Origin of the sequence: Nostoc punctiforme PCC 73102 (genome assembly GCF_000020025.1) — a bacterium.
GTDB lineage: Bacteria > Cyanobacteriota > Cyanobacteriia > Cyanobacteriales > Nostocaceae > Nostoc > Nostoc punctiforme.
Window position 1 is genome coordinate 994,528 of sequence record NC_010628.1, and the last position, 22,255, is coordinate 1,016,782.

Here is a 22,255-nt window from a genome sequence, read left to right on the forward strand (position 1 = left end):
GTTATGGACTGAGCTTGATACTGTGTTACACGAGAGGAAGTTATATGAGGCATAATGGTTAACACGTAGCTATAAAAATTCCATTCGTCGAAAAGGCAGCATTTGCTGCTGAAACATTTGTCCTAAATTATCGTCACAGAAAGCCTGTATGTTTGTATCGCAGTCGGGAAACTACCCCATCAGCAACCAAAGTCGAATAAACATTAACTCCCAGTTGAACAGCCCTAGCAACATCGTGCCGATGGTGGTAGAACAGTCCGGCATGGGAGAAAGGGCTTTCGACATCTACTCCCGCCTGCTGCGAGAGCGGATTATCTTTTTGGGAACGCCAATAGACGATGCCGTAGCCAACTCAATTGTGGCTCAATTGTTATTCCTAGATTCCGAAGACTCAGAGAAAGACATTCAAATGTATGTTAATTCTCCTGGCGGCTCGGTCTACGCAGGTATGGCAATCTATGATACAATACAGCAAATTCGCCCTGATGTTGTTACCATCTGTTTTGGATTAGCCGCGAGTATGGGGGCATTTTTGTTAACAGCAGGGGCTGCCGGTAAGCGAATGTCTCTGCCTGACTCCCGGATTATGATTCACCAACCACTTGGTGGCGCTCAAGGTCAAGCTATTGACATTGAAATTCAAGCCAGAGAAATTCTTTACGTTAAGGCTAAGTTGAATCAGTTAATGTCTCATCATACTGGTCAACCCTTAGAAAGAATTGAAGCAGATACTGAGCGCGACTTTTTCATGTCGGCAGAAGAGGCGAAAAACTACGGTTTGATTGATCAGGTCATTTCCAGGCAAAATCTTCCCACAGCAGGGGAAAACGTCACCATTCTGAAATAAGAGGCTGGTATGTCTAAGTACGACTCCCATTTAAAATGTTCGTTTTGCGGCAAGTCTCAGGAGCAGGTGCGTAAGTTAATCGCAGGGCCGGGAGTCTACATCTGCGATGAGTGCGTTGACTTGTGTAATGAAATACTAGACGAAGAGTTACTCGATACCAATGGTGCAGCAGCACAACCGACACCAAGAGCAGAACCACCTCAAAAACGGCGTACTCAATCTTCTAGTATTTCGTTTAATCAAATACCCAAGCCAAGAGAGATTAAAAAGTATCTAGACGAACACGTTATTGGTCAAGACGAAGCCAAGAAAGTCCTGTCGGTAGCCGTTTACAATCACTACAAGCGGTTGGCAGTCATTCAGTCCAAAGCCACTGGCAAAGCAGCGGCAGATGATGCTGTAGAACTGCAAAAGTCCAATATTTTGTTAATCGGTCCGACTGGTTGCGGCAAAACTCTTTTAGCGCAAACCCTAGCGAAAATCCTAGATGTCCCCTTTGCCGTTGCTGATGCTACGACACTGACGGAAGCGGGGTATGTGGGAGAAGATGTAGAAAATATCTTGCTGCGACTGTTGCAAGTGGCAGATTTGGATATAGAGGAAGCGCAGCGAGGAATTATCTACATTGATGAAATTGACAAAATTGCTCGCAAGAGTGAGAACCCGTCAATTACCCGCGATGTTTCTGGCGAAGGCGTGCAGCAAGCCTTGCTGAAAATGTTAGAGGGAACGATCGCCAATGTACCACCCCAAGGTGGGCGCAAGCATCCCTATCAAGACTGTATCCAAATTGATACAAGTAATATTTTGTTCGTCTGTGGTGGTGCTTTCGTAGGCTTAGAAAAGGTTGTGGATCAGAGAGTTGGCAAAAAAGCAATAGGCTTTGTGCAACCTGGAGAAGGCCAAACGAAAGAAAAGCGGGCAGCAGATACTCTCCGCCATTTAGCACCGGACGATCTAGTAAAATTTGGCATGATTCCAGAATTTATTGGGCGGGTGCCAATGGTAGCAGTAGTAGATCCGCTAGATGAAGAAGCGCTAATGGCGATTCTCACCCAGCCACGCAGCGCCTTAGTGAAGCAGTACCAAAAACTGCTGAAGATGGATAATGTCCAGTTAGATTTTAAACCAGATGCTTTACGAGCGATCGCTCAAGAAGCCTACCGTCGTAAAACTGGTGCTAGAGCGCTGCGGGGCATTGTCGAAGAACTTATGCTGGATGTAATGTACGAGTTACCATCCCGTAAGGATGTGACACGTTGTACAGTAACACGGGAGATGGTCGAGAAGCGATCGACTGCCGAACTGATAATACATCCATCTTCACTACCGAAACCAGAATCAGCATAAATCAGTGCTGAGTGTTGAATGTTGAGTGAAGTTAGGAGTGAAGAGTGTAAAATGAGTAATTAACTCAAAACTCGAAATTAAAACTCCTAACTCCTAACTCTCAAAAATGCCTTATATTAAAATTCGTGGCGTTGACCATTACTACGAATGGGTGAAAAAACCATCTGGTTCTTTGGTAAAACCAGTGATGGTTTTCATGCATGGTTGGGCTGGTTCGGCTAGGTATTGGCAAAATACTGCTAATGCTTTATCAGAGCAATTTGATTGTTTACTGTACGATTTGCGTGGATTTGGCCGTTCTCGTGGGAAACCAACCATAGCCCAAGCCAGTGAAGCTGTTGCCGAATCTGAGTCCTCGCAGGAAGAATCAGAGGCAATCAGAGAGTTGACTTATGAATTAGAAGAATACGCTGATGATTTGGCAGCTTTGTTAGACGGTCTGCATCTTCAGCGTGTTTATATCAATGCTCACTCGATGGGCGCGTCTATTGCTACTTTATTTTTTAACCGCTACCCCCAACGAGTGGAACGAGGAATTTTAACCTGTAGCGGCATTTTTGAGTACGACGAAAAATCTTTTAGTGCCTTTCATAAATTCGGTGGCTATGTGGTGAAATTCCGGCCCAAGTGGTTAAGCAAAATTCCATTTGTCGACCGGATGTTTATGGCGAGATTTTTATATAGTTCGATACCACATTCTGAGCGTCAAGCTTTTTTACAAGATTTTCTCGAAGCAGATTACGATGCAGCTTTGGGTACAATTTTTACTTCCGTTAGTAAGGCTCAATCTGAAGTGATGCCGCTTGAGTTTGCCAAGCTGACAGTGCCGACTCTGCTCGTGGCGGGAGAGTATGACAAAATTATTCCGGCCGAGATGGGGCGTAAAGCAGCTGCACTGAATGACAAAGTTAAATTTGTGATGATTCCTAACACAGCACATTTCCCGATGTTGGAAGATGCTCCAACTTATATGCAAGTGGTGCAAGAGTTTTTGCAAATTAATATCCCACAACCGCAAGCCAAATAGCTGATAGTGGTTTTTAGACAGTTAAGTGTACCTGTGTGATACCTTGACGCATTTTATATTGTCGCTTTAACCAAGACTTTTTAATTATTTTACGGAGCAAGGGAGCGAGTTGACTCAACAGCGATCGCAACAGTGCATTTTTTCGCAGTAGTTCGCCTTGTTTAGCTTCCTCTAACTGGAGTTGCAGGGCGCGGATAATTTCTGGCTCACGTTCTGCTTGGATGTGCGATAGTGCCATATCAATGTCCTGGTGTTCGGCTTCTTTGTGCAACAACGGCACAAGATGATTAGCAGCGACAATCACATCACGCAATGCTAAATTAATTCCTTGAGCGCGGACAGGAGACATTGGGTGTGCCGCGTCACCCAGAAGCAATACCCCTGGTGCGTGCCATTGGGGACAATAACCTGCGCCTACAATCACAATCTGCACTACCTTAGCCCTCCCGTATTGGTTGTTCTCAAAGGTGTTCTGCACTAGTTCCAGAATAACGAACCACAGAGGCGCAGAGAACACAGAGAAATGAGAGTTTGAGAGTATTTTACGTAAGTCGTAATTAACTCAAACCTAGTTCTCGTTTTAGCAAGTTAATCGAGTTAGTGCCGATATAATTTTCAACCTTAATCAGCTTCGGTGGACGAATAATATCTTCATCAGATGCTTGTACGGCTGCTTGCACTGCCCCAAAACTGGCTTGATCGCTGATGATTACCTCAGCCCGTTTAACCATTGCCTGAAGTTTATAAGCATCTTTTGGTTGTGCAGTCATCACTAATAGTTCATCTCCCCGCAGACCGTGGAGGATGACTTCTGCTGCTCGTGCAATCCCGGAACTGAGGCTAACTATGCCTACACAGTTTTCTTTTGGTAGGGTTTTCAAGAGGCTGAGTTCTTTGCTGTAGTCGTAGATATCCAGAGGAATTACCCGTGCAGCTTTAGGAGCTGCGATCGCTTCCACATTACTAATAAAATACCGACTTGTGACTACTGTCGCAGAGGTAGTTTTATCTAACACTGCTGTTAATTCTTCCATTGCTACTAACTGCACTGGGATTTTTAGCGATCGCTCCAATTCATAGACCATCAACTCACCAGCACCCATGTCATAGGATGGAACTGCAACTAGTACCCGCGCACTACAACGCAAGCGCCAGTCGATTTCTGCTAAAAATAGCTCTCTGGCTTGATTGAGCGAACATCCTTGAGAGAGCAGATCGTCAAGTGCTTGCTGGACAACTTGATATGCATCAGGGTTTTGTTTGAGAATTGGTGATTGCAGCCTACTACCGCCCTCATGACCTTGGGCACGAACATAAATACCCGAACCAGCCATACTTTCAACAAATCCGTCTTCCTCCAGTTGACGGTAAACTTTGCTAATGGTATTACGGTGTAATCCCGTTTGCATTGCCAGCGCCCGTGTGCTTGGCAATTTGTAAGCAGGGGGATATTGCCGCGAAGCGATCGCAAAGCGGATTTGATTAAACAGCTGGGTTGATGCGGGAATTTCGCTGTCTGGCTGAATACGGAATTGAATCACCACCAAACCTCCTGAATACTAAGTGCTGAGTGATAAGTGCTGAGTTTTTGGTATTAAATATTTACTTTTATACATAGCACTCCTTTAGTGACCAGCTGTATTTGCTACATATCAAAATATTTGATTTACAAATAAAATTTTTCTGGTAGAAATTTTTAATGCGCTCACTATGGTATTTGGTAATTCTATTGGAAATAACCTCGGGATACTGGCATAGTTATATCAAACAAACACACCGTTAATCACATAACACGGGTAAAAATTATTATGGCAGAGCAAGCAATAATTACCACAACGGTTAATCTTTTGCAAGATAATATTCAAGTGTCAGCATATCTGGCAGAACCAAAAGAACCTGGATCTTACCCAGGAATCGTGGTCTTACAAGAGATTTTTGGTGTCAACGTTCACATTCGGGATGTTACAGAACGGATTGCCAAACTTGGGTATGTAGCGATCGCACCTGCACTTTTTCAACGCACTGCTCCTGGCTTTGAAACCGGATACACACCCGAAGATATTGAAACGGGCAGAGGCTATGCCATGCAAACTCAAGCCTCAGAGTTATTGAGCGATATTCAATTAGCAATTGACTACCTCAAAAATCTGCCCCAAGTAAAAAAAGATAGTTTTGGCTGTATTGGCTTTTGCTTTGGCGGTCATGTCGCATATCTTGCAGCCACTTTACCAGATATTAAAGCTACGGCTTCCTTCTACGGTGCTGGAATTACCACCCGCACGCCAGGAGGTGGTCCTCCCACTGTTACCCGCACCAGAGAGATTCCAGGCACTCTCTATGCCTTCTTTGGTAAAGAAGATGCTAGCATCCCACCCGAACAAGTAGATGAGATTGAAGCAGAGTTAGAAAAATATAAAATTCCTCATCGTGTGTTTCGCTACGATGGAGCTGATCACGGATTTTTCTGTGACCTTCGTGCCAGTTATAATCCTAAAGCTGCTGCTGATGCTTGGGAGCAAGCCAAACAACTCTTTAGTCAACTGAACTAGTCATTAGTCATTAGTCATTAGTGAATAATAAAGGACAACTGACGAATGACAAATGACAAGTGACTAATGACAATCTAAACCCAGTTGCACCATCTCAAATAACAATTAATCTTCAAAAGTCATGAATTCCGAATCGAAACTTTCTCAAACAGCCAATTCGTCATTTACGATGGACGATTTTGCCAAAGCGCTAGAAAAACACGACTACCAGTTTCAAAAGGGACAGGTTGTACATGGCAAAGTGTTCCAACTTGACCATGATGGAGCTTATGTCGATATTGGTGGCAAGTCGTCAGCTTTTCTACCGCGCGATGAGGCTTCTTTGAGAGCAGTTACCGATTTATCGGAAGTGCTGCCATTGCAAGAGGAAATGCAGTTTTTGATTATCCGAGATCAGGATGCAGAAGGTCAAGTCACCCTTTCTCGCAAGCAGTTGGAAATTCAGCACATCTGGGAACGACTGGCTGAAATGCAGGAAAATGCTCAGACTGTGCAAGTACGGGTTATGGGTGTGAATAAAGGTGGTGTCACCGTCGATATTCTCTCTTTGCGGGGGTTTATTCCGCGATCGCACTTGGCAGAGCGTGATAACTTAGACGCACTCAAAGGTCAAAATCTGACTGTGGGCTTTTTGGAAATTAATAAAAATACCAACAAACTCATCCTTTCTCAGCGATTAGCAACTCGTTCTAGCAACTTCAGCTTATTAGAACTAGGTCAACTGGTGGAAGGTAAAGTTACTGGCATCAAACCTTTTGGTGTGTTTGTCGATTTAAATGGTATGGGGGCTTTGCTTCATATCAAGCAGGTAAGCCAAAAATTCATTGACTCATTAGAAAAGGTATTTAAAGTTGGTCAGCCAATTAAAGCTGTAATTATTGACTTGGATGAAGGTAAAGGGCGGGTTGCTCTTTCTACCAGAGTTCTAGAAAACTTCCCTGGTGAAGTGCTAGAGAATATGGATGAGGTGATGGCTTCGGCTGAGGCGCGTGCTAATAGAGCTAATAACAAAGCTGCTGAATAGTTTTGAAGTGAGCTGCTTGCACAAAGCGTTTAAATCCCCATGTGAAACAATTTTGAATTGTTAATACTCCCCCCTGTATCTACAAAGATATGGGGGATTGTAATTGGGAAAACTTTTTTCAGACTCCTTTCTGGTAGTCTATAAAGCTAGTTTTAAGGGTTTGTAGTAAGCACTTTAGTGCTTAAATTGCTATCAACCGCCAGTGCCAGATATCGTATCTCTGGAATGTTTATTAATTCGTAGAAAACAAACCTATTATAAATATTTATAAAAGTCTGAAGTGCTTAAATGTTGCAGTTCACAAGTCTCGACGCGAGAAAAGAGAATACCTCCTCCCCAAGCCCCTCTTTGAATTCCAAACAATCTGGGAGGTGTCCCTCAAATGCTGAAGTGTTAAAAGCTACATCTTCATTATCAATCCAGTATCCTTTAACTCTCCATCCTACACGATCGCCAAATTTTTCCCAGACTTCTTTATAATATTCACCGTCAGCCTTCCCACCAACACTTAGATAAATGTTTTTCTGAACGCTAAAGCCAAAGCGCCCATCACTATATTTTACCCAAAGTTGGTCAATAGTACGTAAGTCAGTACAGGGAAAATTATTGATGGATTCGATATCAAACCAGCCTTCCTCTTCCCTACTAGATGCCTTGAGCATGACAGCTAAAGTTTCCTCATCCGCTTCTTTCCACTTGCCTGCTGCTAGCAAATCTCGCAATCGCGTGTAGTTTACTCCCTTCTCAGAACTGAGGTCATCGACTTGAATTACTGGCTGTAGTTTTAGTTTTCGCTCTGGTCGTTTTCCAGTAATACCCCAAATTAACTGCCCCATAGCTTCAGTGTCTGTCCGAAAGTCAACCCATGTATTACCCCTAAGAAAAACTGGGAGTTTAGGCTGCTGTGGTGTATTCCCAAGCAAAACGGGAATCACGGGACAGTTTCTCTCTACAAATTCGTTTAAAAAAGCTCTCATCTCTTGACTTTGCCAGGGGCCAAGTCCACTGCTACCTACAAAAACTGCTGCTGATTTAATATTTTCTATTTGTTCTTCTAGTAAAGACTGCCATGCTAAACCAGGACGAAGTTCCCATTTATCTAGCCAAGGTTTAATTCCTTGTCTTGTTAATTCATGAGCAATTTCTATAACTTCAGGTTTGTCTTTGCTATTGTGGCAAAGGAAGATATCAAACTGATCTTCGTCACTCATCTATAAGTCTCCTTACACCTACTTCTCTATATCGACAATAATTGCCAACGCATTATACTTACTGCTTTAAATCCTTCTTCAACGATTCCAACTTCAGCATATAGAATGCCTTAAATTCTAGGTAAGAAGCAACTAAACCTGGGATATTAGTACTAATTTAAATCCTAACGAAGCTGATTCACGTTTATACAAACAAAGTCCGCCTCTTCGGACTAATGAAAAATATAGTGCTTCTCGTTTCTATGCAATACAGTCTAACCTCTCTCCTTTTAGGAGCTACGGTGTACACAAAAGTCCTATTACCCCCCTCAATCCCCCCTTTATAAGGGGGGAAGCCGGAAATCTAGTTCCCTCCCCTTTCCAAGGGGAGGGTTAGGGTGGGGTAAAACCTTGGTCAATAAGCTATTCCAGACTTGTGTGTACACCGTAGCCTTTTAGGAGAGAGGCTTTGAGTTTTACTCCCCTTCCCTTGCAGAGAAGGGGTTGGGGGTTAGGTCTGTATTGAACTTAAGTTAGTAGTTAATGCATCACAAAAATGAATTAAGTCGAATTTAATAAGCAAAGTGGCATTTGACTTACTCAAAAGCTCCTTTTACTTATTCAAAAGCTCTGTTTGCTTTCTCATTTCGGTATTTTCAGCAAGCAAAAGCTCTTTTTACTTACTAAAAAGCTCTGTTTGCTTTCTCATTTCAGTATTTTGAGCAAGCAAAAGCTCCTTTTACTTACTCAAAAGCTGTATTTGCCTTCTCATTTTGGTGTTCTCCGCAAGTAATCAAGCATATTGAGAAAGCAATATGGCAGAAAAATGAGCTATCCTGACCGATATCAGCAAGAAACTCTGCTGAACTTGCACAAGGCTAAGATGTCACTTGAACAAGCTATCGACTTTTTGAGCCAATAAAACTGATTTTATTACCCCATCCCCTGCATCTACAAAAATGTCGGGGATAATTTTTTGAGATTAAGATAAATAAGGTGTGACCAATTGGCTTAGTTGGCGTGAGGATATCTTGACCATATATCGGGCATTTTGACAACTATAAACGCTGCAACTATTCAATTTAGGTATTTATATGTTTCTAGTAACTGGAGCAACGGGAGGAATTGGTCGCAGAGTTGTGCGACTGCTACGGCAACGAGAACAGTCTGTGCGGGCATTTGTCCGCCTTACCTCGCGCTACAGCGAGTTAGAACACCGGGGTGCAGAAATCTTTATCGGTGATTTACTGCGGGAAAAAGATATTCAAAAAGCTAGTCAAGGTGTGAAGTATATTATCAGCGCTCACGGTTCTGATAGCGATGCTTTATCTTTAGACTACCGCGCCAATATTGAACTGATTGACCAAGCAAAAGCCAATGGTGTAGAGCATTTTGTCTTTATTTCGGTATTGGGAGCCGATCGCGGATATGAAGATGCTCCTGTGTTCAAAGCTAAACGAGCAGTAGAGCAATATTTGGCAGCTAGTGGCTTAAATTACACAATTTTACGCCCATCTGGATTAGCATCTAACTTGCTGCCACTGGTAGAACGATTTCGGGAAACGGGATTGTATCTGCTGATTGGCGATCGCAAAAACCGTACCTCGATTGTCAGCACCGATGATTTGGCAAGGATAATAGTTGATTCTGTGACAGTTGCAGGCGCTCGTAACCAGATTTTACCAGTGGGAGGCCCGGAGATTTTATTACGAGAAGATATTCCCCGGATTTTTGGTCGGATTTTCGCCAAAGAGCCAGTAATAATTAATTCACCACTATTTTTTATTGATGGATTACAAGGTGCATTGGGTTTATTTAATCCCCAAGTCCAAAAAGCTTTGGGAACTTATCGCACATTGCTAGCAAATGAATTTTTCTGTACAAAAGATGAAATTGCCAATTTAGAAGCGATTTTTAACTTCCAATTGGAGACATTAGAAAATTTTTTGCGGCGTTATCTAGCAGTTTGAATTAAACACAATTCATTAGTCATTGGTCATTGGTGAATCACCAAAAACAAATGACAAAGGACAAATGACTAATGACAAATAAAAAAGGATAAAAATATATGGTAAATGCTGCTCAAGCACGTCAGACAAAAGAGCGATTCGCCCAACCAGAAGAACAACTCACTTATGAATTGGGGAAGGCGGTACAGGAATTGCCACCCCTGTACACGAGGTTATTAGCCGGAACAATGAGCGTCATCGTATTTGGAGCGATCGCTTGGGCGTACTTCTCGCAAATAGATGAAGTAGCAACAGCACCAGGGGAATTAATTGCTTCCACACAGGTTAGACCAGTGACATCCTTGGGTGGGGGGTCAATTGTCGGTGTGAAAGTGCAAGAAGGCGATCGCGTCACCAAAGGTCAAATTCTGATTCAAAAAGACCCTGACTTGCAAATAACTGATGTTTCCCGCCTAGCCAAATCAACTAGATTGATTCAAGACGATTTGCAACGTTTGGATGCAGAACGTCTTGGAGGAAAAACCACTGGGACGAAACTACAAGATGAACTTTTAACTTCCCGCCTGCAAGACTACCAAGCGCGTCAAGCAGGAGCAGAAGCAGAAGCAAATCGCCAAATAGCACTCATCAATCAAGCCAAAGTCCGCTTGACTCGATTGCAAGACAACTTAGCTAATGCCAAAAGCAGCTTTGCTAATGCCAAAACCAACCTTGCCAACGCAGATAGCATCCGAATTAAAATTGAAAGTAATTTGGCACTTGCACAAGAAAGAGAAAAAAGCTTACGCACCCTAATTACTCCTGGTGCTGTACCTCGTGTCGATTACTTGGATGCTCAAGAAAGATTGACTCGTGCAAAGACAGAAATTACCAGATCGCAAGATGAAGTGACTAATGCCCAAAATAGAATAACAGAGGCTCAAGATAAAGTCACATCATTAGAAAAAGATATTGCTGCCCAAGCCCAAGAAATTCACCAAGCAGAACAAGCTTACAAAGCTGCTCGTAGTCAGGCCCAGCGCATCGCATCAGAACGCCAAAGTGAAATTTTAACTCAGTTCAACAAGCGTAAAGAAGAACTGACAACTGTTCAAGGTCAATTAGAGCAGGCGAGAAAGCAGCAAGCTTTAGAAACGATTGAGGCTCCCGTTGCCGGTACAATTTACAGAGTCAAAGCCACCAAAGGGCCAGTCCAATCTGGTGAAGAATTGCTGTCAATTTTGCCAGAAGGGGAAGAAATGCTCTTAGAGGTGAAAGTCCTCAACCGCGATATTGGGTTTATTCGTCAAGGAATGAAGGCAAAAGTGAAAATGGCGACTTTCCCCTTCCAAGAATTTGGCGTTGTGGATGGCGAAGTCATGCAAGTCAGTCCGAATGCAATTATTGATAAAGAATTGGGCTTAGTTTTTCCTACAAGAATTAAGCTAAATAAACATTCTGTTAATGTACGTGGTCAAGAGGTAGAATTTACACCAGGTATGTCTGCTACAGGTGAAATTGTCACTCGTAAAAAGTCAATTTTGACATTTATTACTGAGCCTGTAACGCGGCGGTTCAATGAGGCATTTTCTGTTAGATAGGTTTGTAGCCTCTCTTGTTCTTATAACTATTTCAAAAGTGATGCCTACGCATCCCACAAACCACACCTAAAACGTAAGGGTTTAGCATTGCTAAACCCCTAAATTCATTCACAGCAGACAAGTGGGTTGGTTGATTTTTCTAACCGACTAGTATTTAAATCAACTACAAATCGCTATAATTTTTAAGCGATACCTAAGAATTTTTTATACTGATCCATTTGTTTTTGCATTCCCTCTAGTAGTTTCCAAAAATCAACATTATTCTCATCTTTATTATCATCGTTGCTATCTATATTGATACTGCTCAAAATTTTCTCATAATTTTGAAATTGTGACCATAATTCTGAATTGCTTAATCCATTATTACCTTCGGCTGGTGTGAGATATTTTGCTGTTTCTGTAATAGTCTGACCAATTAGAGAACCGACATCGGAATTATTCAAACTAGCAATAGTCTCTGGTGTGAGATATTTTGCTGTTTCTGTAAGAGTCTGACCAATTAGAGAACCGACATCGGAATTATTCAAACTAGCAATAGTCTCTGGTGTGAGATATTTTGCTGTTTCTGTAATAGTCTGACCAATTAGAGAACCGACATCGGAATTATTCAAACTAGCAATAGTCTCTGGTGTGAGATATTTTGCTGTTTCTGTAATAGTCTGACCAATTAGAGAACTGACATCGGAATTATTCAAACTAGCAATAGTCTCTGGTGTGAGATATTTTGCTGTTTCTGTAATAGTCTGACCAATTAGAGAACCGACATCGGAATTATTCAAACTAGAAATTTTCTGTGATGTCAAATAATTTGCAGTTTGTGCGTCGATATGTAGCAGGTTGTCGCCAGACATCACTTGCTTTGCCAGAGAACTGACATTAGAAATATTGAAACTAGAGGTTATACTTTGTGAACTATCTGCTGCTGTGTCTGCGTAGCCCGTCGTAGACATCACTTGCTTTGCCAAAGAACTAACATTAGAAATATTTAAACTAGAGTTTGTACTTTGTGTACTATTTTCTGATGTTTCTGCCACAATCTGACGTACTTGGGCATCAGTCAGGCTGGGGTTAGCACTAAGCATCAGGGCAACTACACCAGCAACATGGGGAGTAGCCATAGATGTGCCGCTATAAGTGGCATACTGATTATTCGGAACTGATGAATAAACCTTGACTCCTGGGGCTGTGACATAAGAGATTTGATTTGTTCCAGAGCGGTTAGAGAAATCCGCCATATTATTATTTTTGTCTACTGCCCCAACAGCAATTCCCGCCTTGGATGCATAGCGGGCGGGATAGTCTGGTGATGATTCACCATCATTACCTGCTGCCATGACGACAATCACTCCTTTGCTACTGGCATAGTTAATGGCTGACTCCAAAGTCCGATTGGAAGATGTGCCTCCTAAACTGAGGTTAATCACATTAGCTCCATTATCCACAGCGTAGCGAATACCTTTAGCTATAGAACTATAGGAACCAGAGCCAGACTCATTTAAAACTTTGACAGGCATAATCTTGGCATCATAAGCAATACCAGTGACACCGTAGTTATTATTTTCTCCTGCGATCGTGCCAGAAACATGAGTACCGTGACCATTGTTATCTAGTGTGTTGTTGTTTTTATCCGCAAAATTCCACCCGTAATTATCATCAATATAGCCATTGCCATCATCATCTATACCGTTACCCGCAATTTCCTTGGTATTTGTCCAGATATTATTTTTTAAATCCTCGTGGTTATAGTCAACCCCAGTATCTACAACAGCGACAACAACGCCTTTACCTGTGTATCCTTGTGCCCAAACTTCTGGTGCTTTAACAAGGTCTGCTCCCCAATTATTACCACCAAGATCAGGAACATCAGCAAAGGTATTCTGATTAGTAGCTTTAGCCACTGCTGCTGCTGCATTAATTAAACCATAGCCATTGGTGGAGTTATAACTTTGCGTGGTAAAAGCATTAGTCGTAGCGTTACTGTTATTTTCGTAGTCACTATTATTTAGTAACTGCACATCAGAATCGGCTGAGTTGTAGCTACTACGTATGCTATTGAGGCTGGAGTCATTCTTAGTATTAAATGTATCTAATGAAGAGATTGAAGTAGAATTTAAGCTTTTATTAGTAGAAAACAAAGTGTTATTAGTATTATCATTGAGCATAATTTTTTTCTCAAAGTTAGAAATGTTTTTTAACAGCTAGAATCGTTAAAACTTTTACTAAACAAAAGTTTTAATGAGTAAATAAGCCGTATTGTTAATAAGTACTATGAAATTTAATAATAAAATGCTAATTTTATTACCAAAAAAGTATGATGATAATCATGCTTTTTGCGAACAGCTATTTAGAATACGCTTAATTGGGGTAAATATAGCGAAGCTGTCACCAGGGGCAAGATAGGCTGAAAGTACTGCGGTGGATGACTTTCAGACTATAAGATTAAGAGACATACGAACAAAGCGTATTTTTAGACACATTTACCCCGTCTCAATTGGCAACCTGACATTAAGATCCAAACGAAAAGTACCATAGGGATTAACGTGACCCCAAATTAAAGGCGAAAGCGCCCGCAAATCCTCCAACTTCATCAACTTCATCCATTGTGGTTGGGACAAAACCTCCTGAATCATCAACGTATTTATATATACCAAAGATATCTGGAGTAAATGCAGAGATAACACAGCTAATTCTTGGTCAGACAAACGATTAGTAGCAATCTCCCCACCCTTGCCGTAAAAAATAAAACTGTTAGCACTATTCCAGTTCTCCACCACGTTGAGTCCAGCATTTATCTCTTGTCGCAGTTCAACCGAATGCAGGTATTTACATAAAAATATAGTTTTTACAGCCTTGCCCAATTCCGCCAAGGCTTGATAAGTAGGGTGTAATAAATTACCCCTAGTAAAACGCTTTAAGATGGCTTCAGTTTCTGCCATACCCAAACGCAAAGCAGTAGCATACTTCACCATTTGGTCGTATTGTTGGCGAATTAAATCCCAATTAATAGCGCGAGTTAAAATAGGTTGCAAGTTTGGATAAGCATCATTATTTCCAGTTGAAGGACGGTATAATTTCTGAACATTGATACGTTTAAGACGCGGCATTAACTGAAAACCCAGTAAATGACAGAAAGCAAAAGCCACTTCATTTTGACCGTGACTATCCACATAATTTGTCTCCACTTTCATCTCAGTACAGTGGCGTAATAATCCTTCAATCATGGCTGCCACTTCAGAAGAAGAACAAGTTTTTAACTGTGAATAAATACAAACAGAATTCTTCTCAACGTGCCAATAAATCATCACACCTCTTCCACCATAACGGATGTGCCACTCAGTCATTAAGTTTTGATCCCAAGCACCAAACTTTTTCGAGTCAGAAGCACAGGCGGTTGTACCCTCTCCCCAAATAGTAGAAATTCTGGCAGTAAAAATTGCATTTGCAATACAGGCAATAGCATTACGTAATTGTTCTTTCTGAATAAAATGACGCTTAACATGGAGTAAATCTTGATAATTGTCGCCTTTAATCTCATCACTTAAACGCTTTAATCCAGTATTCGTTCCTAAACCATATAAACAAAGTAGCAAGCGTTTTTGTAAAGTATATTCGCCTAAAACCTCTCGTGTTGATACACTCTGAAAGTGTTGGCTAAACTTAACTCGCAAATCAGTCTCTTTCAGAATATCTAAGAGGCTAGTCATGCGCCAACGCCTAGTAATTTCAGTTTTCAACCTAGTCAAATTAGTCGGTTCATTTTGAGGATTCAGAGGAGAAACACAAATTCGACTTTTGCCTGTCGTTTTAAGTGTGACTAAACTATTTTTAGGTATTCCTTTATCCAGTAAAGTTAATGATTGCTCCAAAGATTGCTGTAAATTAGCAATAAAGACTTCTACATCGGATGGTTGTTTCAAAGCTTGGAAATATTCTAATCTTTGCGCCTCAAAATCAGCAGGTAAATCTTCTTCAGGGTTTCTGTAACGATTAGCTCCTACAACCCATATTTCCTTGCATCTCAGCTTTTCTCTCAATGCTTGCAGCACGCTCAACTCATAATTAATGCGATTAACTTTGATTTCATCGTCTGCTCCCGTCTCTAATATAATTTCTTGCCAACCACTACGTAATACCCCCTCAATGGGTATATCTTCTCCAGCATCATAATAACGCTGTTTACTATCAGCATACTTTTTTAGTAAAGATATCGCTTGAATAACTGGACGATGAACTTCATTATTTGAACGAAATTCGAGCTTGTTTAAAATTAACGGTAAAATTCGCCGATAATATCCACCATAAGAAGAGCGCATCACCGTATAAACTTTCTCACGGTAAGCATTCCCTGTAGATTTATACTCTTTCACTAAATTCTTGAGAGTCACTTCACTTACTACAGGAAAAATCACATCCTTGACTGTGCCATCAGGTGTTTTCAAGGAAGCTTCTGCCATTTGGTATAGTAGATTATTCTTCCCATGAACCCGTTTAAAATCCTGAATAAGCTCTTTATCTACACGTTTTTCTGCATTCACACCTATGCGATGGACAATCTGAATGAGTAACTCTACTAAATTATCTATAACTTCTTGACTTCTGAGCCAACAAAAAGCTGTAAATAGTGTGTAGCGAATATGTTCTGGGTGACGGCGTAAGTCACGAGGATGTTCAACAATTACCCGACTTTTATAGACTTGGAGAACTTTGGTAGAGATGTTTTTAAATAAGTCTGTTGGTAATTCTAATTGCTCAAAAATCTCTAATTTAGCAACTTCCTTTTGAAAACTTTCTACACCAATTCTCCCTGGGTCTGTTTTTAATTCAGCCCATGTTAATCTAGTCACTTCAGTGTTTATTTCTGAGTTATTCGTGTCATCTAACTGTTGAGATAATTGGATATCTCCTGGATTATTCAGTTGTTTATCATGATTTGTTTGTGTGGTATCATCTAATTCCTGATCGGAAGCTTTCTCTTTCAAAAAATCATTTATCCACTTTTTAGATTGGTTAGATAGTTGGGAAGTTATGTCCCGAAAAAATTTAGATTCAAAATTTCTGATAGCAGAGCGAATGATACGTTCTAATCTGGAATCTGTCGGTGGTTCAAGTTTTAAATTCCGTAGTCTCGCTACTGCTGCAAGTTTTAGCTGTTCAAATTTTAACTCATAAATTAGTGCTTGTTCTGCTAACCAATTAGTTAACTCAAAAGCATCACTAACTTTGGTTTCTTGAAATCCAAAGAATTCTCTAATTTGAGCGCGATGATATTTTATGGAGCGTCCTTGCCAATCGTAGTAAGAGTACTTTTGGGGGGAAATATCTAAAAGTTTGGCAACATAATCAACAACATTTTGGGAGATTTCTTGATTATTCTCAGGAAATCTGGCATAAATCTCAAAAAACTTGAGCAATATAGCAAAACCTAACCGATTTTCGTCGTTTTTCTGATTCAGTAGTGCTAATTCAAGAGGGAGTAGCGTCCAATACTCTACTAATTCTTCTGGCTGCCAGGTTTTTTTCATTAAGTCTCACTCTTCAACCAAACAGTATTCTATCTTCTTTGGGGTAACAATCTTTAACTGAGATAAAATGCTGTTTCTCGATGAAAAACATACTGGAACTGAGTGATTCTATATAATTGCCCTAAAGGTCAGCTTTTTGGTCGGAATTAATCAGTATATTCAAGGCATGACGTGCAGCTGATTCTGATTTCTGTGAGGTGACTTTAGCGTAACGTAAAGTTGTTTGAATGCTTTCATGTCCCATTAATGAGCATAATTCCTCAATACTGATTAACCCCACTCGTTCTGTAGCAAATGTATGTCGTAAATCGTGAATGCGAACTCCTTGAAGGTGTGGATACTTATTGGTTGTCTCCCGCCAATAATCATGCAATGTATGGTAGCTGATTCTACTTACTTTTCGGGTAACTGGATGTTGTGCTGTAAACAAGGCATTCGTATTTTGATGCCGTGAGTATTTCAAGTATTTAGCAAGCATTGAGGCTGCGTCATCACTGTAAAAACACCAGCGTTGTTTGTTGCCTTTACCTAATACTTGAAATTTCTGGTTCTTGATATCTACAGAATCTATGTTTAGGGCTAAAAGCTCTCCTATTCTGCATCCTGTGCGATGCAGTAAATGAACTATCGTACTTAGACGTAAGTCATCTTTTACGGCAGAATATAGTATATTTAGTTGTGATTGTGTTAGATATCTTATTGTCTCGTCGCTTTTATGTTCGCCTTTCTCTCTTTCAGGTAGACGTTGTTTTAGTCCCCGGATAGGGTTGGATTTTATATACCCTTGTTCTACTGCAAAGTTAAGCAAACTTTGTAATATTGCTTGATGCTTGTGGTGTGTTGTGTATTTTAAATGACTGAGATTATTTAGATACTCAACTAATGTTTGCTTACTGATAATTTCTATTGACCAACTTCCATACTTTTGCAGTAAAAGTCCGAGGGTCAGTTCATAGGTTTCTCTAGTACTTGGTGCTAGACCAGGACGCTCTAGAAATTCGGTCGTGACAGTGGCTAAAGTTACAGCCGATTTCACGGTTGTTTCTGTATTCTCTCGCTTGGTTTTTTATTGATAAATTATATATCTTTTTATGAGTTAGCCCTGAGCTTTTTATGGATACTTTTAAAACTCCCAATAGCGATGAATCCCTTGCTAGTTACGTGTCACGGGTCAGGAAGAAACTCAATTTAACTCAGTCTGAGTTGGCGGATGCTGCTGGTATACATGGACGCTCTGTCGGGAAAATCGAGCGAGGACTTACGCTTAAAATTAATCGTAGGACACTTCAAGGGTTAGCGATCGCACTTGGCGTACCTCAAGAATATTTTGATGCTGTGATCAAGGGTGAGGAAGTATCTCAGGTTAGAGGGGTTAAGTTTTGTCCCCAATGTTGGAATCCTGGCGCGGCGGTTGACCCTATGTGGAGTCATATCAAAGCCAAGTTTTGTTATCTCTGCGGTACACCGATTCGAGCTAACTGTGCGAATTGCGGTGAGTTGGTGTTGTCTTTGAGACACCGATTTTGTCCAATTTGTGGCTGTGCTTATAAAACGCCTGTCAAAACCGCTAAAATCCAATAATCAACTCTTTTTCTCAAACCCAGACTCCACAATACTTTCAGCCTATCTTGCCCCTGGTGACAGCTTCGCTATATTTACCCCTAATTACAAAATAAGCGGCAGAATGAGCAGCAAACGCCACTCATTCTGCCGCGTATAGAAAATTCTATTTTACTTTTGATAAACGACACTTAAGTGATTATTCTATGCCAAGCTATTTGCTGCTGTCGTTGTGACAATCTGACGCACTTGGGCATCAGTTAGACCTTTCTTAGCACTGAGCATCAAAGCTATTACCCCGGCAACGTGAGGAGCCGCCATAGACGTTCCATCTTCAAAACCATATTTATTGCCCGGAAGTGTCGAGTGGATACCGATTAATTGATGCCCATCTTCTGCAACTAGATCCAGGTCGCCTTCAAAGTATGCTCCAGGAGCTGTAACGTATGCCAGTGGAGTTTTTCCCGGCGGGTTAGAGAAGCTGGTCAATACGTGATTATAGTAGACTGCCCCAACAGCCAGTCCCCAATCAGTTGCATATTGGGCTGGATAATATGGTGAGACTGCACCATTTTCACCTTCATTACCTGCTGCTGAAACGACGATCGCGCCCTTGCTGGCAGCATATTGAATGGCTGACTTTTCATCGCTGTTAGGAGAAGAGCTACCTAAGCTGAGGTTAATAACATTAGCTCCATTATCCACTGCATAACGAATACCATTTGCGATCGCACTACTAGTACCTTGACCACCGCTATTCAAAACTTTCACCGGCATAATCTTGGCATTATAGGCAATCCCAGTAACACCAAAGTTATTTTTGACTGCTGCTATAGTACCAGCAACATGAGTACCATGACCGTTGTCGTCTAATGGATTGTTATTGTTGCCAACGAAGTTCCAGCCGTTGACATCATCAATGTAGCCATTGCTATCATCATCTTTGCCGTTGCCAGCGATTTCCTTGGTATTCTTCCAGATATTAGCGCTCAAATCTGAGTGATTGTAATCTACTCCACTATCTATCACAGCGACGATCGTACCTTGACCAGTGTATCCCTTTGCCCAAACTTCTGGTGCTTTAATTGCGTCGGCTGCCCAATTATCACCACCCAAGTCAGTCACATCAGCAAACGTACTCTGACCTAAAGCTTTCGCTACGGCGGCGGCGGCATTAATTAAGCCATAACCTGTAGTTGAGTTAAACCCGCCACCATTGACAGGATTTAAGGTAATTGGTGTGTTGATGTAAACGCCGTTGTTACCTTCATTGCTTTCAACAATATTTCCTGGTCCATCGGCTTTAAATATCAGGTAGTATTTACCAGCACTAATAGTAGGAGCAAGCGTAATAGATGTGGAGCGAGAAGTAACGGCAGAAGGTGCCAGAGTAGAACTACCCTCAATTTCAGTACCTAAACTGATATCATCATCACCAAATGCTGTATCTCGTGAAAGATAAAAACTTGTCTTACTCCCTCCAGTACTGCCAGTACCTTGGTTTTTCAGTTGATAATTAACTAGGAGTGTAGTACCAATAGCAGCACTACTAGCAGATGTAGCATTTTGGATGACCAAATCTGGTGCAGTAATTGCGATCGCTTTGGCAACAACATTGTTGTTTTCATTGCTTTCTTTCAATGACGAAGTAGTTCCTTGTGCTTTGTACAGCAGATAGTAATTACCAGTGGTAATGGTGCTGGGGATGTACAAAGATGTAGATTCTGAACTTACAGCAGAGGGTGCAAGATCGTTAAAGTTATTAATTAAGTCAGAACCTAAATAGATATCATCATTGCTGAAGTTTCCATCTTTGGAAAGATAAAAGTATGTAGAGCTAAAAGTAGCCTTGCCGTTACCTTGGTTTTTGACTTGATAGCTGAGTGGGATTGAAGTGGCAATGTTAGCGCTAGCAGGAGCCGAAGGATTTTGTACTATTAGGTCTGGTTGAGAGCCATTAATCGCGATCGCTTTGCTGACAATGTTATTAGTTTCGTTGCTTTCGCCAATATTGCCATTAGCATCGGCTTTATACAACAGATAATAGTTACCTGCGGCGATCGCATTGTTAATGATGAGCGATGCTGTCTCTGAGCTAGTAGCACCTGCGGCAATAGCGTTAACGCCATCGGAGCCTAACAATACATCGTCATTACTAAAGGCATTATCCTTGGATAGATAAAACTTGGTGGTAGTTGCAACAGCACCACCAACGCCTTGATTTTTCACCTGATAGCTGAGTTGAATGGTGCTACCAACGGCTGTTGTAGTGGGAGCTATAGCGTTTTGTATTATTAAGTCTGCTTGGGTAATAGCGATCGCTTTACTAGCAAAGTTATTGGTTTCATTGCTCTCAACAGCACTTCCTGCGCCGTCAGCTTGATAGAGCAAGTAATAGTTACCTGTAGCGATCGCATTGTTAACGATTAGCGATGCTGTTTCTGAGCTAGTAGCGCCTGCGGCAATAGCGTTAACACCATCTGAGCCGAGCAACACATCATCATTACTAAAAGCATTATCCTTGGATATATAAAACTTGGTGGTAGTTGCAACAGCACCACCAACACCTTGATTTTTCACCTGATAGCTTAGTTGAATAGTGCTACCAACTGATGCTGTACTAGGGGCTGAGGTATTTTGAACTATCAGGTCTGATTTTTGAGTTGGAGTAATGGTGATTACTCCGGCAATACCGTTGTTAGTTTCATTGCTTTCAGCAACATTCCCATCACCATCGGCTATGTATGCTAGATAATAATTCCCAGCAGTGATGTTACTGCCAAGACTGAGTGTGGTTGACTCGGAACTATAACTACCCGCAGCAATGCCGCTAACGTAGTCATAGCCCAAGTACACATCTTCGTTTCCGATATTTAAATCTTGAGAGAGATAAAACTTGGTGTTACTAGCAACAGCACTAGCATTGCCTTGGTTTTTGATTTGATAGTTTAGTTGAATGCTACTTCCAACCGCCGCCGAACTGGGATTTGAGGTATTTTGTACTATCAGGTCTGGTTTAGTAATATTAATTACGTCAGCAACAGCATTATTGTTTTCGTTGCTTTCGGCAACATAGTTATAGCCATCGGCTTGATACACCAGATAATAGCTTCCTGCGGCGACGCTATTGCCGATGGTGAGTGTGGTTGACTCTGACCGATAGTAACCAGATAGGATGTTATCAACGTAGTCATCGCCTAAAAATATATCTTCACTCCCTAAAGAGAGATCCTGAGACAGATAAAACTTGGTATAGCTATAACCAGCACTGGCATTGCCTTGGTTTTCAATTTCATAGCTCAGTTGAATGGTACTGCCAGCTGCGGCAGAACTGGGAGTTGAAACGCTACGTGCTATCAGATCTGGCTGAATAGCAGCAGCGATCGCTTGAGTAGCATTTCCGTTGTGACTACTCTTCTTGGCATAATTGTTTTTAACTCCGGAAGGGTCGATTTCCGTAGAAGTATAACTACTGCGATCGCTGGATATAAAACTATTTACACCACTCAGACTGAAGCTAGAGTCAGTATTCTGATTATCAAAAATATTAGATTTTTTTGATGGTAGAAAGCTGGCTTTTATACCAGAATTTTCATTAATAGAGTTACGGTCTTTGGTAAAAAACATTAAGCTGTT

The 22,255-nt window shown here is 41.2% G+C and carries 15 protein-coding genes; 8 read left to right on the forward strand and 7 right to left on the reverse strand.

Annotated elements, in window-relative coordinates; translation table 11 throughout:
• The first annotated feature begins 148 nt into the window (after window positions 1–148).
• The 3 genes from clpP (at window position 149) to NPUN_RS04325 (ending at window position 3,224) form a co-directional block, all read left to right on the forward strand.
• Window positions 149–847 carry an ATP-dependent Clp endopeptidase proteolytic subunit ClpP gene (gene clpP, locus NPUN_RS04315; protein WP_012407610.1) on the forward strand — a complete coding sequence of 233 codons (699 nt, stop codon included), beginning with the start codon at window positions 149–151 and terminating at the stop codon, window positions 845–847.
• Window positions 848–856: 9 nt separating this feature from the next.
• A complete protein-coding gene (gene clpX / locus NPUN_RS04320) occupies window positions 857–2,197 on the forward strand; it encodes an ATP-dependent protease ATP-binding subunit ClpX (RefSeq protein ID WP_012407611.1) in 1,341 nt (446 codons plus the stop codon).
• A 106-nt stretch (window positions 2,198–2,303) separates the two neighbouring features.
• Window positions 2,304–3,224, forward strand: coding sequence for an alpha/beta fold hydrolase (locus tag NPUN_RS04325; RefSeq protein ID WP_012407612.1), 921 nt, complete (start codon window positions 2,304–2,306; stop codon window positions 3,222–3,224).
• Between the two features lie 13 nt (window positions 3,225–3,237).
• Here the strand turns inward: NPUN_RS04325 and NPUN_RS04330 are convergent, their stop codons facing one another.
• On the reverse strand, window positions 3,238–3,657 hold the full coding sequence (locus tag NPUN_RS04330) for an FAD-dependent monooxygenase (protein ID WP_234711047.1): 420 nt from the start codon (window positions 3,655–3,657) through the stop codon (window positions 3,238–3,240).
• A gap of 124 nt (window positions 3,658–3,781) precedes the next feature.
• Window positions 3,782–4,765, reverse strand: coding sequence for a GntR family transcriptional regulator (locus NPUN_RS04335; RefSeq protein ID WP_012407613.1), 984 nt, complete (start codon window positions 4,763–4,765; stop codon window positions 3,782–3,784).
• A 267-nt stretch (window positions 4,766–5,032) separates the two neighbouring features.
• Between NPUN_RS04335 and NPUN_RS04340 the strand changes: the two genes are divergently transcribed.
• Window positions 5,033–5,773, forward strand: a complete 741-nt coding sequence (locus NPUN_RS04340) for a dienelactone hydrolase family protein (RefSeq protein ID WP_012407614.1) — start codon at window positions 5,033–5,035, stop codon at window positions 5,771–5,773.
• 121 nt (window positions 5,774–5,894) lie between these two features.
• Window positions 5,895–6,797 carry a S1 RNA-binding domain-containing protein gene (locus tag NPUN_RS04345; protein ID WP_012407615.1) on the forward strand — a complete coding sequence of 301 codons (903 nt, stop codon included), beginning with the start codon at window positions 5,895–5,897 and terminating at the stop codon, window positions 6,795–6,797.
• A 284-nt stretch (window positions 6,798–7,081) separates the two neighbouring features.
• On the opposite strand, the gene NPUN_RS04350 is transcribed toward NPUN_RS04345, so the two are convergent.
• Window positions 7,082–8,008 (reverse strand): GUN4 domain-containing protein, encoded by a 927-nt coding sequence (locus NPUN_RS04350; RefSeq protein WP_012407616.1) that lies wholly within the window; start codon window positions 8,006–8,008, stop codon window positions 7,082–7,084.
• Window positions 8,009–9,081: 1,073 nt separating this feature from the next.
• Here NPUN_RS04350 and NPUN_RS04355 point away from each other — a divergent pair.
• Window positions 9,082–9,957, forward strand: coding sequence for an SDR family oxidoreductase (locus tag NPUN_RS04355; protein WP_012407617.1), 876 nt, complete (start codon window positions 9,082–9,084; stop codon window positions 9,955–9,957).
• Window positions 9,958–10,055: 98 nt separating this feature from the next.
• A complete protein-coding gene (locus NPUN_RS04360; RefSeq protein ID WP_012407618.1) occupies window positions 10,056–11,537 on the forward strand; it encodes a beta-barrel domain-containing protein in 1,482 nt (493 codons plus the stop codon).
• Between the two features lie 182 nt (window positions 11,538–11,719).
• On the opposite strand, the gene NPUN_RS04365 is transcribed toward NPUN_RS04360, so the two are convergent.
• From NPUN_RS04365 to NPUN_RS04375, 3 genes are all read right to left on the reverse strand, one after another.
• The gene (locus NPUN_RS04365) at window positions 11,720–13,699 is read right to left on the reverse strand and encodes a S8 family peptidase (protein ID WP_012407619.1); all 1,980 of its coding nucleotides are present in this window, start codon (window positions 13,697–13,699) and stop codon (window positions 11,720–11,722) included.
• Between the two features lie 315 nt (window positions 13,700–14,014).
• Window positions 14,015–17,059 (reverse strand): Tn3-like element ISNpu13 family transposase, encoded by a 3,045-nt coding sequence (locus NPUN_RS04370; protein ID WP_012407620.1) that lies wholly within the window; start codon window positions 17,057–17,059, stop codon window positions 14,015–14,017.
• Window positions 17,060–17,180: 121 nt separating this feature from the next.
• A complete protein-coding gene (locus NPUN_RS04375) occupies window positions 17,181–18,095 on the reverse strand; it encodes a tyrosine-type recombinase/integrase (RefSeq protein ID WP_012407621.1) in 915 nt (304 codons plus the stop codon).
• A gap of 77 nt (window positions 18,096–18,172) precedes the next feature.
• Between NPUN_RS04375 and NPUN_RS04380 the strand changes: the two genes are divergently transcribed.
• Entirely contained in the window at window positions 18,173–18,640 is a 468-nt protein-coding gene (locus NPUN_RS04380; protein ID WP_012407622.1) for a double zinc ribbon domain-containing protein, read from the forward strand.
• Window positions 18,641–18,823: 183 nt separating this feature from the next.
• On the opposite strand, the gene NPUN_RS04385 is transcribed toward NPUN_RS04380, so the two are convergent.
• Window positions 18,824–22,246, reverse strand: coding sequence for a CARDB domain-containing protein (locus NPUN_RS04385; RefSeq protein ID WP_012407623.1), 3,423 nt, complete (start codon window positions 22,244–22,246; stop codon window positions 18,824–18,826).
• Window positions 22,247–22,255: the final 9 nt, after the last annotated feature.